A 12587-nucleotide genomic window follows, 5' to 3' on the forward strand; every position below is an offset into this window, starting at 1 on the left:
CAATCAGAAGTGAAACATCTTCGGGTTGTGAGGTTAAGCGACTAAGCGTACACGGTGGATGCCCTGGCAGTCAGAGGCGATGAAGGACGTGCTAATCTGCGAAAAGCGCCGGCGAGGTGATATGAACCTTTGACCCGGCGATGTCCGAATGGGGAAACCCAGTGCAATTCGTTGCACTATCGTTAACTGAATACATAGGTTAACGAGGCGAACCGGGGGAACTGAAACATCTAAGTACCCCGAGGAAAAGAAATCAACCGAGATTCCCCCAGTAGCGGCGAGCGAACGGGGAGCAGCCCAGAGTCTGAATCAGCTTGTGTGTTAGTGGAAGCGTCTGGAAAGTCGCACGGTACAGGGTGACAGTCCCGTACACGAAAGCACACAGGTTGTGAACTCGAAGAGTAGGGCGGGACACGTGGTATCCTGTCTGAATATGGGGGGACCATCCTCCAAGGCTAAATACTCCTGACTGACCGATAGTGAACCAGTACCGTGAGGGAAAGGCGAAAAGAACCCCGGCGAGGGGAGTGAAAAAGAACCTGAAACCGTGTACGTACAAGCAGTGGGAGCACCTTCTTGGTGTGACTGCGTACCTTTTGTATAATGGGTCAGCGACTTATATTCTGTAGCAAGGTTAACCGTATAGGGGAGCCGAAGGGAAACCGAGTCTTAACTGGGCGTTAAGTTGCAGGGTATAGACCCGAAACCCGGTGATCTAGCCATGGGCAGGTTGAAGGTTGGGTAACACTAACTGGAGGACCGAACCGACTAATGTTGAAAAATTAGCGGATGACTTGTGGCTGGGGGTGAAAGGCCAATCAAACCGGGAGATAGCTGGTTCTCCCCGAAAGCTATTTAGGTAGCGCCTCGTGAACTCATCTTCGGGGGTAGAGCACTGTTTCGGCTAGGGGGCCATCCCGGCTTACCAACCCGATGCAAACTACGAATACCGAAGAATGTTATCACGGGAGACACACGGCGGGTGCTAACGTCCGTCGTGAAGAGGGAAACAACCCAGACCGCCAGCTAAGGTCCCAAAGTCATGGTTAAGTGGGAAACGATGTGGGAAGGCACAGACAGCCAGGATGTTGGCTTAGAAGCAGCCATCATTTAAAGAAAGCGTAATAGCTCACTGGTCGAGTCGGCCTGCGCGGAAGATGTAACGGGGCTAAACCATGCACCGAAGCTGCGGCAGCGACGCTTAGGCGTTGTTGGGTAGGGGAGCGTTCTGTAAGCCGTTGAAGGTGTGCTGTGAGGCATGCTGGAGGTATCAGAAGTGCGAATGCTGACATAAGTAACGATAAAGCGGGTGAAAAGCCCGCTCGCCGGAAGACCAAGGGTTCCTGTCCAACGTTAATCGGGGCAGGGTGAGTCGACCCCTAAGGCGAGGCCGAAAGGCGTAGTCGATGGGAAACAGGTTAATATTCCTGTACTTGGTGTTACTGCGAAGGGGGGACGGAGAAGGCTATGTTAGCCGGGCGACGGTTGTCCCGGTTTAAGCATGTAGGCGGAGGTTCCAGGTAAATCCGGTACCTTTTAACGCTGAGGTGTGATGACGAGGCACTACGGTGCTGAAGTAACAAATGCCCTGCTTCCAGGAAAAGCCTCTAAGCATCAGGTAACACGAAATCGTACCCCAAACCGACACAGGTGGTCAGGTAGAGAATACCAAGGCGCTTGAGAGAACTCGGGTGAAGGAACTAGGCAAAATGGTGCCGTAACTTCGGGAGAAGGCACGCTGATATGTAGGTGAAGCCCCTGCGGGTGGAGCTGAAATCAGTCGAAGATACCAGCTGGCTGCAACTGTTTATTAAAAACACAGCACTGTGCAAACACGAAAGTGGACGTATACGGTGTGACGCCTGCCCGGTGCCGGAAGGTTAATTGATGGGGTTAGCGGCAACGCGAAGCTCTTGATCGAAGCCCCGGTAAACGGCGGCCGTAACTATAACGGTCCTAAGGTAGCGAAATTCCTTGTCGGGTAAGTTCCGACCTGCACGAATGGCGTAATGATGGCCAGGCTGTCTCCACCCGAGACTCAGTGAAATTGAACTCGCTGTGAAGATGCAGTGTACCCGCGGCAAGACGGAAAGACCCCGTGAACCTTTACTATAGCTTGACACTGAACACTGGTCCTTGATGTGTAGGATAGGTGGGAGGCTTTGAAGCGTGGACGCCAGTCTGCGTGGAGCCAACCTTGAAATACCACCCTTTAATGGCTGGTGTTCTAACGTAGACCCGTAATCCGGGTTGCGGACAGTGTCTGGTGGGTAGTTTGACTGGGGCGGTCTCCTCCCAAAGAGTAACGGAGGAGCACGAAGGTTAGCTAATCCTGGTCGGACATCAGGAGGTTAGTGCAATGGCATAAGCTAGCTTGACTGCGAGAGTGACGGCTCGAGCAGGTGCGAAAGCAGGTCATAGTGATCCGGTGGTTCTGAATGGAAGGGCCATCGCTCAACGGATAAAAGGTACTCCGGGGATAACAGGCTGATACCGCCCAAGAGTTCATATCGACGGCGGTGTTTGGCACCTCGATGTCGGCTCATCACATCCTGGGGCTGAAGTAGGTCCCAAGGGTATGGCTGTTCGCCATTTAAAGTGGTACGCGAGCTGGGTTTAGAACGTCGTGAGACAGTTCGGTCCCTATCTGCCGTGGGCGCTGGAGAATTGAGGGGGGCTGCTCCTAGTACGAGAGGACCGGAGTGGACGCATCACTGGTGTTCGGGTTGTCATGCCAATGGCACTGCCCGGTAGCTAAATGCGGAAAAGATAAGTGCTGAAAGCATCTAAGCACGAAACTTGCCCCGAGATGAGTTCTCCCTGACCCTTTAAGGGTCCTGAAGGAACGTTGAAGACTACGACGTTGATAGGTCGGGTGTGTAAGCGCAGCGATGCGTTGAGCTAACCGATACTAATGAACCGTGAGGCTTAACCTTACAACGCCGAAGCTGTTTCGGCGAAGAGACAGACACGATTTTCAGCCTGATACAGATTAACAGAATTTGCCTGGCGGCTTTAGCGCGGTGGTCCCACCTGACCCCATGCCGAACTCAGAAGTGAAACGCCGTAGCGCCGATGGTAGTGTGGGGTCTCCCCATGTGAGAGTAGGGAACTGCCAGGCATCAAATTAAGTAGTAAGCCGGTGCATAAATCCGGTGGTTACAGCAGTCTTCGGTGGAGCGGTAGTTCAGTCGGTTAGAATACCTGCCTGTCACGCAGGGGGTCGCGGGTTCGAGTCCCGTCCGTTCCGCCACTTATTAAAAGCCCTGAGCTCACGCTCAGGGCTTTTTTCTTATCTGACGTTTAATTATTGCGAAATTAGCAAAAATCCTCTGCGTTTTGCGATCTTTTTCTCTATAACAACGCCAGCGATAATCTTCCTCAGTTTACGAACATAATGATTGAGGAATAGTATGACTCTCCCTGCATTTGGTCTTGGCACTTTCCGCCTGAAAGACGACGTTGTTATCGCATCGGTTAAAACCGCACTCGAACTGGGTTATCGTGCAGTTGATACGGCACAGATCTATGAAAACGAAGCTGCCGTTGGACAAGCTCTCGAAGAGAGTGGTGTGCCGCGTAACGAACTGTTTATCACCACGAAAATCTGGATTGAGAATCTCAGCAAAGATAAGCTGATCCCTAGCCTGAAGGAGAGCCTGAAAAAACTGCGTACTGACTACGTAGATCTGACGCTGATCCACTGGCCATCACCGAATGATGCCGTCTCAGTAGAGGAATTCATGCAGGCGCTGCTGGAAGCGAAAAAGCAGGGCTTAACCCGCGAAATTGGGATCTCCAACTTCACCATTCCGCTGATGGAAAAAGCCATTGCTGCTGTTGGCGCAGAAAATATTGCGACTAACCAGATTGAGCTGTCGCCATACCTGCAAAACCGTAAAGTCGTGGACTGGGCAAAACAGAACGGGATCCACATAACTTCATACATGACGCTGGCCTACGGTAAAGCTCTGAAAGATGAAGTAATTACGCGTATTGCAGAGAAACATAACGCCACTGCTGCGCAGGTGATTCTGGCATGGGCAATGGGTGAAGGTTATGCAGTGATCCCATCATCAACTAAGCGTGAAAACCTGGCCAGCAACCTGTTAGCAGCGGATCTTCATCTGGATGCAGACGATAAAAAAGCGATCGCAGCGCTGGAGTGCAACGATCGCCTGGTCAGCCCGGAAGGTTTAGCTCCTGACTGGGATTAAGTTTGACCCGCCCTCTGTAACCTGAACCCTCACACGGCTCCTCCGGGAGCTGTTTTTATATGTTCACTCAGGAAGTCAATAAAGGCACGAATACGCGTACTCACCGCTCTGTCACTGTAATACACCGCGCTAAAAGGCATTTCGACCGGCAGGCGTTTATCGGCCATCAATTCCACCAGTTCACCCCGGGCTATCTCCTTGTCAATCATATAGTCTGACAAGCAGGCGATACCATTTCCTTCGAGACACAGCTGCTTCAGCGTTTCCCCGCTGTTTGAGGATAATCCGCAGGTAATTTCATGAAGTTGACCATCATGACAGGCGACAGGCCAGGTGTTCAGCGACACCGGCTCCGTAAAGCCAAGGCACAGATGCTGCTTCAATTCTTCAACCGTCTCCGGTTTCCCATGCTCGGCAATATACTCTGGCGATGCGATAATTTTGCGGTAGCTGGCAAACAGAGGGCGGGCACGCAAGCTTGAATCTGTCAGGGTTCCCGCCCGGATAGCCACATCCACTTTCCGTTCGATGAGGTTGATAAACGTCTCTGAGGAGACCAGCGATAGCGTCATCTCCGGATAGCGTTCGCGGAAAGGTTTGATCAGCGGCATCAGAAAGTGAAGCACAACCGGCGTGGCCGCATCAATGCGCAGCAATCCACGCGGCGTGCTGCGGGTCTCCATAATCTCCGTCTCTGCTGCAGCCATCTCCTGCAGTACCGACTGCACGCGGCGGAAGTAACGCTCTCCTTCTTCCGTCAGGCTCAGCTGCCGCGTCGTTCGGTTAAGCAGACTCACTCCAAGCTTCATCTCCAGTTTTTTTACCGAACGGCTGATGGCTGAGTTAGCCTGACCCAGCTGTTCGGCCGCGCGGCTAAAGCTGCCGCTTTCAACGACGGCGACAAAGATTGTCAGCTCTTCCGATGTTGCTTTCATTTTTGCACCACCTGCAAAATTCTATTGAGATTTTGACCATTTTTGTTATTTAAGCACTGGCGCATACTGCCTGTCATCTTAATCCTGATGATACGGAGTATTTTATGCCACTGGCGCTACTTGCCCTGACGATCAGTGCCTTCGCAATTGGCACGACCGAATTTGTTATCGTGGGTCTGGTTCCCACTATTGCTAACCAGCTTGCGATCTCGTTGCCTTCCGCCGGATTGCTGGTGTCTATCTACGCCCTGGGCGTCGCCGTCGGTGCGCCAGTGCTGACGGCCCTGACCGGACGTTTTCCGCGTAAGCAGCTGTTAGTCGCGCTGATGGTGCTGTTCACCGCTGGCAACATTCTGGCCTGGCAGGCGCCGGACTACACCACGCTGGTGATTGCGCGTCTGTTAACCGGCCTTGCACACGGCGTGTTCTTCTCGATTGGTTCCACCATTGCAACCAGCCTGGTGCCCAAAGAGAAAGCGGCTTCAGCGATTGCGATCATGTTTGGTGGACTGACCGTTGCACTCGTTACGGGCGTACCGCTGGGAACGTTTATCGGACAACACTTCGGCTGGCGTGAAACGTTCCTTGCCGTCTCCTTACTGGGTGCCATCGCCCTGGTGACCAGCCTGCTGCTGGTACCGTCGAATATCCCAGGCCGGGCGAGCGCCAGCCTGCGCGATCAGCTGAAGGTGCTCACGCATCCCCGTTTGCTGATTATCTACGCGGTAACTGCATTGGGCTATGGCGGCGTATTCACGGCTTTCACCTTCCTGGCGCCGATGATGCAGGACCTGGCAGGCTTTTCACCTAATGCCGTGAGCTGGATTTTGCTGGGATACGGTATTTCCGTTGCCGTTGGCAATATCTGGGGCGGCAAGCTTGCGGATAAGCATGGTGCGGTACCGGCGCTGAAATTCATCTTCGCCGCCCTGGTGGTTCTGCTGATGATTTTCCAGTTCACGGCTTCGGTACACTACGCCGCGCTGGTCACTGTGCTGGTCATGGGGATCTTTGCCTTTGGTAATGTCCCCGGGCTTCAGGTTTACGTTGTCCAGAAAGCCGAGCTCTATACGCCAAATGCGGTGGATGTGGCGTCCGGTCTGAACATTGCCGCATTTAATATTGGCATCGCGCTGGGCTCCATCATTGGCGGACAAACCGTAGCGCATATTGGATTAGCCCAGACTCCGTGGATTGGCGCGGTGATTGTCCTGGTCGCCTTCCTGCTGATTGGACTGAGTGGACGTCTCGATAAGCCAGCCAGGGTCGCGCTGGGTTAACATCAGTAAGTGCTTGCTTACAAAACTGGAAAGCGGTTTCTCAGAAATTGCGTTGAAAGTATGACCTAAAGTCCCTATAACATTAGAACCAGTCCGTTTTCCGGGCTGGTTCATGTTACAGAGGCTGTTTCCAAAAGTGCGAAAAAATACCTATGCCATGCGTTATGTTGCCGGAATGCCCGCGGAGAGGATCTTGCCTCCGGGGTCATTTGCGAGCATAAGCCAGGCATTACCCGCCGGCACACCGTTAAGCAGCGATGAGAAAATCCGTGTACTGGTGTGGAATATCTTTAAGCAGCAGCGTGCCGAATGGTTATCGGTACTCAAGAATTTTGGAAAAGATGCCCACCTGGTTCTGCTCCAGGAGGCACAAACCACCCCTGAACTGGTACGCTTTGCCACCACGAACTATCTTGCCGCCGACCAGGTGCCTGCGTTTGTCCTGCCACAACACCCCTCAGGTGTGATGACGCTTTCAGCAGCACATCCGGTCTATTGCTGTCCACTGCGCGAACGTGAACCTATCCTGCGTCTGGCAAAATCGGCGCTGGTGACGGTCTATCCGCTGCCGGATACCCGAATGCTGATGGTCGTGAATATCCACGCGGTAAACTTCAGCCTGGGCGTGGATGTTTACAGTAAGCAGTTACTTCCGATCGGCGATCAGATTGCCCATCACAGCGGTCCCATCATTATGGCTGGCGATTTCAATGCCTGGAGTCGTCCGCGCATGAATGCGCTGTATCGCTTTGCGCGCGAAATGTCGCTGCGTGAAGTTCGTTTTAGCGATGACCAGCGCAAAAAAGCCTTTGGTCGTCCTCTCGATTTTGTCTTCTATCGTGGTTTGAGCGTGCACGACGCCTCGGTTCTGGTGACGCGCGCCTCGGATCATAACCCTCTACTAGTCGAATTCAGTCCCGGCAAACCTGATAAATAATGGTGTGTCAGGTCTGCCGTGGGGCAGGCCTGTGCGGGTGCTGCCCTTTATTTTTCACTCACAAAGGACAGTACGATGACAACAACACGCTCCCATCATGACAACGTAGAAAAACAGTTTGGTTCTCAGGCAAGTGCCTATCTGAGCAGTGCCGTGCATGCTTCTGGCCGCGATCTGGTGCGTCTCGGTGAACGTCTGGCGGCGTTCCCGCAGGCGCACGTGCTGGATTTAGGCTGCGGGGCAGGGCATGCCAGCTTTACGGCTGCGCAGCGGGTCGCGCACGTTACCGCGTATGACTTATCCAGCCAGATGCTGGACGTCGTTGCCGGGGCGGCAAAAGCGAAAGGGCTGAACAACATCGATACGCGCCAGGGCTATGCCGAATCCTTACCGTTCGATGATGCATCGTTTGAGGTGGTGATCAGCCGTTATTCCGCGCACCACTGGCACGATGTCGGCCAGGCATTGCGCGAGGTCAAACGTGTTCTGAAGCCGGGCGGCACCTTCATCATTATGGATGTGATGTCTCCCGGACACCCGGTGCGCAATATCTGGCTGCAGACGGTAGAAGCGCTGCGCGATACCTCGCACGTGCAAAATTACGCCAGCGGAGAGTGGTTGTCGCTTATCACTGAAGCGGGGCTGATCGCGCGCGCGTTGATTACCGATCGTTTACCGCTGGAGTTCAGCTCCTGGATCGCGCGTATGCGCACCCCGGAAGCATTGAGCCAGGCGATCAGACTGTATCAGGAGAGTGCGTCCGCGGAGGTAAAGGCGTACTTTGAACTGCAGGACGATGGCTCGTTTACCAGCGATACCATCATGGCTGAAGCGCAAAAAGCGGAATAAACAAAAAAGGCACCGAGGGGAATCGGTGCCTTTTTATCTTTCGATCGTGCTATCAGGAGTCTGGCGTCGCGCTGTTCTTCACAAACAGCGTCAGCTGGTCGCCAGGTTTCAGATTGTCAGTATCATTGTTCCAGCGCATCACATCCTTGATGTTCACGCCGTGCCGTTTTGCGATACTGGACAGTGAATCGCCCTTGCGCACGCGATAGGTAATGCTATCGCTGTTGCTGGCGAGACGCTGTGCGCTGCTACCTGCACCTACCGTCAGAGTCTGACCCACTTTCAGGCCGGAACTGCGCAGATTATTCCACTGCTGCAGATCTTTCGCATTCACGCCAAGACGTGACGCGATGCCCGAAAGCGTATCACCTGAACGAACCTTATAGCTGCGGCTGTTAACTGATGATGCATCCGCGATCAGCGTTGACTGAACGGCGGCGATTTCACCAGAAGCTAAAGACTCACGTAACTGCTCGGCATGTTTCTGCGGAACCATTACATACTGCGGGCCACTTGCCCCCAGGGTTGAGCCTTTAACGCCAGCATTAAAGGTTTTCAATTTACTTACCGACATACCCGTCATATCAGCAACCTGTTGAATATCAACTGGATTGCTGAGGCGAACACGCGCCAGTGCACGACTTTCGTCTGGTGTTGGCAGTTGTACACCGTAACGCTTGCTGTTCTTGAGAATATCGCTCAATGCCAGCATTTTCGGTACGTAAATCTTTGTTTCCTGTGGCAGTGAGAGCGACCAAAAATCGGTGGATTTACCCCGTGCTTTATTCGCTTTCATTGCCTTCAGTACACGACCTTCGCCACTATTATACGCTGCGACCGTTAACAGCCAGTCGCCGTCAAACATCTTGTTCAGACGTTGCATCATGTCGAGAGCGGCTGTCGTTGAAGCGACAACATCGCGACGCGCATCATAGTTGCGGGTCTGTTTCAGACCATAGTTTCGCCCGGTGCTCGGAATGATCTGCCAAATGCCTGCGGCATTGGCGCCAGACGTCGCGTGTGGGTCAAAAGCGCTCTCCACTATGGGTAGGAGTACCAGCTCCATAGGCATGTTACGTTTCTTAACTTGCCCGGCTATCCAGTACATATACGGCTCTGCCCGTAACGTTACATCGTGGAGATAGCTCTTATTACTTAAATACTTCTGTTTCTGTTCGCGAATCCGGGGATTTTCCGGAATTCCCATCTTTAGCTCGTCGCCAATAGAGGTCCACAAGTCTTGATCCTGCGCGTAAGATGTTCCATCGTCCATCCAGCGCGCCGAACTTGCAAACTTCCCTGCTTCCCCTTGACCAGCTGCAGAAAGGCTCTGTGCGTGCTGTTGTACGTTGCTGCCGTTTTGCGACTGGCAACCTACAAGCAGGACAGAGGCGAGTAATATCGCTTTTGCCTTCATGTGTGTGTCAATAGTTGCTTAAAAGACGAGCGATGATAACGGCGAAATTTTGAAAAGGCAACCCGCAATTATCTGAAGTTATCTTTCTTTGACCTTAACCATGCAAATCGTTGTTCTGGTTGTTGCAAATTTGTTTCTTGGTTAATTTTATTAATTAAATCAATATCATCTGTGCGTAAAAATAAATTAATTTGGCGCTCATTTTTCAGAATTACGGGGAGTGTTTTTTGGTTTTTTGCACGTAACTCCTTCACTTTGTGATAATAATCCTGAATCGCTCGATCCTCGGGTAAGAGGCTCACTGCAAACTTCATATTTCCTAATGTATACTCATGGGCGCAACAAATGAGCGTCTCATCGGGTAGCGCGTTAATCTTCTGTAAAGACTGATACATTTGAGCTGGCGTGCCTTCAAACAGTCTTCCGCAGCCTCCGGAGAACAGCGTATCGCCGCAAAAAAGATAAGGCTTACTGTAGAAACACAGATGTCCCAAAGTGTGACCTGGTGTGGCAAATACGGAAAACTCCCACTTGCGTATGAGGATATTTTCGCCTTCTTCGGCTACATGCGTGATTCCCTTATCTTGTGCCTCTGCCGGTCCGTAAACCACAAGATGCGGAAAATGAGCGCGCAGCTCAGGCACGCCGCCAGTGTGATCGTTATGATGATGCGTCAACAGAATGGCTTCTGGCTGCCAGCCGTTCTCTTTTATGGCGTGCAGTACAGGGGCGGATTCTCCGGGATCGACAATGACGCAGCGGCGATCGTCGTCAACCAAAACCCAGATGTAATTGTCCTGAAACGCTGGAATACTGATAAGATTCATACATTACCTCTTAGAGCGTGGCGGGTGTTTTGATGAAACCGGCAAGGATACCTCAGACTGTCGCAGCACCGGAACGTTGGGCGGAATTGCCCTGGGGTGAATACTATCGCGAAGCGTTAGAACAGCAGCTGAAGCACTGGCTCGCGAAAATGTATGGCTTTCACCTGCTTAAGATTGGCAATCTCAGCGCGGAAATCAATACCGAAAGCTGCGCTATCTCGCATCAGGTTAACGTCTCTCTCGGCGGATCGCCGGTTCAGGTGAAAGCAGACCCGTTGCATCTGCCGTTTGCGGAAAAATCCGTCGATGCATGTTTGCTCGCTCATACGCTACCCTGGTGCAGCGATCCGCATCGTCTGCTTCGCGAAGCCGATCGCGTGCTGATTGATGACGGCTGGCTGGTACTTAGCGGATTCAATCCGCTAAGCCTGATGGGCCTGCGTAAGCTGGTACCGGTGCTACGCCGGACTCCACCTTACAACAGCCGGATGTTCACGATGATGCGTCAGCTCGACTGGCTTTCACTGCTGAATTTTGAAGTGCTCTGCTACGGTGGTTTTCAGGTGCTGCCCTGGGCGCGGCAGGGGGGCGTGGTACTGAGCACCCATCTCCCCGCGTTGGGCTGTTTGCAGTTTATCGTTGCGCGTAAGCGAACCATTCCCCTTACGCTTAACCCCATGAAGCAGAGCAAGTCGAAAACGCCCATCCGCCAGACCGTGGGCGCCACGCGGCAGTACAAAAAAACCGATTAGACGTCGGGCTGATAGCCCGCATCTTCATGTGCGGGATTGGATGCCGCAGCACGCGCCAGTTCGTCGCAGCGTTCGTTTTCCGGGTGGCCTGCGTGGCCTTTAACCCACTCCCACTTAATCTGGTGCTGGCCCAGCGCAGCATCAAGACGTTTCCAGAGATCGACGTTCTTGACCGGCTTCTTATCGGCGGTTTTCCAGCCGCGTTTTTTCCAGTTATGGATCCACTGGGTGATCCCCTGACGCACGTACTGACTGTCGGTGCTTAGCACCACGTCACAATGTTCTTTTAACGCCTCCAGCGCCACGATGGCCGCCATCAACTCCATCCGGTTGTTGGTGGTCAGAAAATAGCCTTCGCTAAAGGTTTTTTCGTGCTGGCGATAGCGCATAATCGCGCCGTAGCCGCCGGGTCCTGGGTTACCGAGACAAGATCCATCGGTGAAAATTTCTACCTGTTTACGCATCTCTGGTAGACTTCCTGTATTCGAAACGTTCAGTTAAACGATAAGTCTGACATAAATGACCGCTATGAGCACTGCAATTACTCGCCAGATTGTCCTCGATACCGAAACCACCGGTATGAACCAGATCGGCGCGCACTACGAAGGGCATAAGATCATCGAGATCGGTGCCGTTGAAGTGGTGAACCGTCGTCTTACGGGGAACAACTTCCACGTCTACCTCAAACCCGATCGGCTGGTTGATCCGGAAGCATTCGGCGTTCACGGGATTGCCGATGAGTTCTTGCTGGATAAGCCGACTTTTGCGGATGTCGCTGACGAGTTCCTGGAATACATCAAGGGCGCCGAGCTTGTCATCCATAACGCATCGTTCGATATCGGCTTTATGGATTATGAATTCAGCAAGCTTAATCGTGATATTCCGAAGACGAACACCTTCTGTAAGGTGACGGACAGCCTGGCGCTGGCAAGGAAGATGTTCCCCGGCAAGCGTAACAGCCTGGATGCACTCTGCTCGCGCTACGAGATAGACAATACCAAGCGAACGCTCCACGGGGCGTTGCTCGATGCCCAGATCCTGGCCGATGTCTATCTGACGATGACCGGCGGGCAGACGTCAATGAAGTTCAGTATGGAAAATGAATCCCAGCAGACGCAAGGCGAAGCGGGCATTCAGCGTGTTGTCCGTCAGGCCAGTCGGTTGCGGGTTATTTTAGCCAGTGACGAAGAGCTTCTTAACCACGAATCCCGGCTTGATCTGGTCCAGAAGAAGGGCGGCAGCTGTTTGTGGCGCGCCTGAAAAAACGCCTTAATGCCTGTAAAATCATCGTTTGGGCGATTTTTGCAGCAAACGATTCAAAACGTGAGAAAAAGCGTTGACGAGATCGGAGGCGCACCGTAATATGCGCCTCG

At 52.9% G+C, this 12587-nt stretch carries 10 protein-coding genes, 1 tRNA gene and 2 rRNA genes; 9 read left to right on the forward strand and 4 right to left on the reverse strand.

Features of this window, described 5'->3' with window-relative positions; all coding sequences use genetic code 11:
• The first annotated feature begins 31 nt into the window (after positions 1 to 31).
• From LBF07_RS15410 to dkgB, 4 genes are all read left to right on the forward strand, one after another.
• A 23S ribosomal RNA gene (locus tag LBF07_RS15410) occupies positions 32 to 2936 on the forward strand.
• 69 nt (positions 2937 to 3005) lie between these two features.
• A 5S ribosomal RNA gene (gene rrf / locus LBF07_RS15415) occupies positions 3006 to 3121 on the forward strand.
• A gap of 55 nt (positions 3122 to 3176) precedes the next feature.
• Positions 3177 to 3253, forward strand: a tRNA-Asp gene (locus LBF07_RS15420).
• A gap of 160 nt (positions 3254 to 3413) precedes the next feature.
• Complete coding sequence (gene dkgB / locus LBF07_RS15425; protein WP_033144684.1) at positions 3414 to 4217, forward strand: 2,5-didehydrogluconate reductase DkgB; 804 nt, start codon at positions 3414 to 3416, stop codon at positions 4215 to 4217.
• Positions 4218 to 4246: 29 nt separating this feature from the next.
• Here the strand turns inward: dkgB and yafC are convergent, their stop codons facing one another.
• Positions 4247 to 5152, reverse strand: coding sequence for a DNA-binding transcriptional regulator YafC (gene yafC, locus LBF07_RS15430; protein ID WP_033144685.1), 906 nt, complete (start codon positions 5150 to 5152; stop codon positions 4247 to 4249).
• A 104-nt stretch (positions 5153 to 5256) separates the two neighbouring features.
• On the opposite strand from yafC, the gene LBF07_RS15435 reads away from it, so the two are divergent.
• From LBF07_RS15435 to LBF07_RS15445, 3 genes are all read left to right on the forward strand, one after another.
• Positions 5257 to 6432, forward strand: a complete 1176-nt coding sequence (locus LBF07_RS15435; RefSeq protein WP_058842167.1) for an MFS transporter — start codon at positions 5257 to 5259, stop codon at positions 6430 to 6432.
• Positions 6433 to 6568: 136 nt separating this feature from the next.
• Positions 6569 to 7369, forward strand: a complete 801-nt coding sequence (locus tag LBF07_RS15440) for an endonuclease/exonuclease/phosphatase family protein (protein ID WP_024909448.1) — start codon at positions 6569 to 6571, stop codon at positions 7367 to 7369.
• A 75-nt stretch (positions 7370 to 7444) separates the two neighbouring features.
• Positions 7445 to 8218 (forward strand): class I SAM-dependent methyltransferase, encoded by a 774-nt coding sequence (locus tag LBF07_RS15445; RefSeq protein ID WP_048980843.1) that lies wholly within the window; start codon positions 7445 to 7447, stop codon positions 8216 to 8218.
• A 52-nt stretch (positions 8219 to 8270) separates the two neighbouring features.
• Here LBF07_RS15445 and mltD read toward each other — a convergent pair whose 3' ends face one another.
• The gene (gene mltD, locus LBF07_RS15450; protein WP_032661729.1) at positions 8271 to 9635 is read right to left on the reverse strand and encodes a murein transglycosylase D; all 1365 of its coding nucleotides are present in this window, start codon (positions 9633 to 9635) and stop codon (positions 8271 to 8273) included.
• A 68-nt stretch (positions 9636 to 9703) separates the two neighbouring features.
• Positions 9704 to 10462, reverse strand: coding sequence for a hydroxyacylglutathione hydrolase (gloB, locus tag LBF07_RS15455; RefSeq protein WP_206462053.1), 759 nt, complete (start codon positions 10460 to 10462; stop codon positions 9704 to 9706).
• A 32-nt stretch (positions 10463 to 10494) separates the two neighbouring features.
• On the opposite strand from gloB, the gene LBF07_RS15460 reads away from it, so the two are divergent.
• Complete coding sequence (locus LBF07_RS15460; RefSeq protein WP_094935644.1) at positions 10495 to 11214, forward strand: class I SAM-dependent methyltransferase; 720 nt, start codon at positions 10495 to 10497, stop codon at positions 11212 to 11214.
• On the opposite strand, the gene rnhA is transcribed toward LBF07_RS15460, so the two are convergent.
• Positions 11211 to 11678 (reverse strand): ribonuclease HI, encoded by a 468-nt coding sequence (rnhA, locus tag LBF07_RS15465; RefSeq protein WP_023334599.1) that lies wholly within the window; start codon positions 11676 to 11678, stop codon positions 11211 to 11213. The two genes, LBF07_RS15460 and rnhA, sit on opposite strands and share 4 nt — an antisense overlap.
• A 64-nt stretch (positions 11679 to 11742) precedes the next feature.
• On the opposite strand from rnhA, the gene dnaQ reads away from it, so the two are divergent.
• Positions 11743 to 12474 (forward strand): DNA polymerase III subunit epsilon, encoded by a 732-nt coding sequence (dnaQ, locus tag LBF07_RS15470; protein WP_055703371.1) that lies wholly within the window; start codon positions 11743 to 11745, stop codon positions 12472 to 12474.
• Positions 12475 to 12587 lie beyond the last annotated feature (113 nt).

This window comes from Enterobacter cloacae complex sp. ECL352 (genome assembly GCF_020149545.1).
Lineage (GTDB): Bacteria > Pseudomonadota > Gammaproteobacteria > Enterobacterales > Enterobacteriaceae > Enterobacter > Enterobacter asburiae_B.

What these genes read in the sequence shown, in the direction of transcription:
- LBF07_RS15460 (WP_094935644.1), top strand. Translation starts at nt 10,495, where the DNA reads ATGAAACCGGCAAGGATACCTCAGACTGTCGCAGCACCGGAACGTTGG.
- dkgB (WP_033144684.1), top strand. Translation starts at nt 3,414, where the DNA reads ATGACTCTCCCTGCATTTGGTCTTGGCACTTTCCGCCTGAAAGACGAC.
- dnaQ (WP_055703371.1), top strand. Translation starts at nt 11,743, where the DNA reads ATGAGCACTGCAATTACTCGCCAGATTGTCCTCGATACCGAAACCACC.
- yafC (WP_033144685.1), bottom strand. Translation starts at nt 5,152, where the DNA reads ATGAAAGCAACATCGGAAGAGCTGACAATCTTTGTCGCCGTCGTTGAA.
- LBF07_RS15445 (WP_048980843.1), top strand. Translation starts at nt 7,445, where the DNA reads ATGACAACAACACGCTCCCATCATGACAACGTAGAAAAACAGTTTGGT.
- mltD (WP_032661729.1), bottom strand. Translation starts at nt 9,635, where the DNA reads ATGAAGGCAAAAGCGATATTACTCGCCTCTGTCCTGCTTGTAGGTTGC.
- rnhA (WP_023334599.1), bottom strand. Translation starts at nt 11,678, where the DNA reads ATGCGTAAACAGGTAGAAATTTTCACCGATGGATCTTGTCTCGGTAAC.
- gloB (WP_206462053.1), bottom strand. Translation starts at nt 10,462, where the DNA reads ATGAATCTTATCAGTATTCCAGCGTTTCAGGACAATTACATCTGGGTT.
- LBF07_RS15435 (WP_058842167.1), top strand. Translation starts at nt 5,257, where the DNA reads ATGCCACTGGCGCTACTTGCCCTGACGATCAGTGCCTTCGCAATTGGC.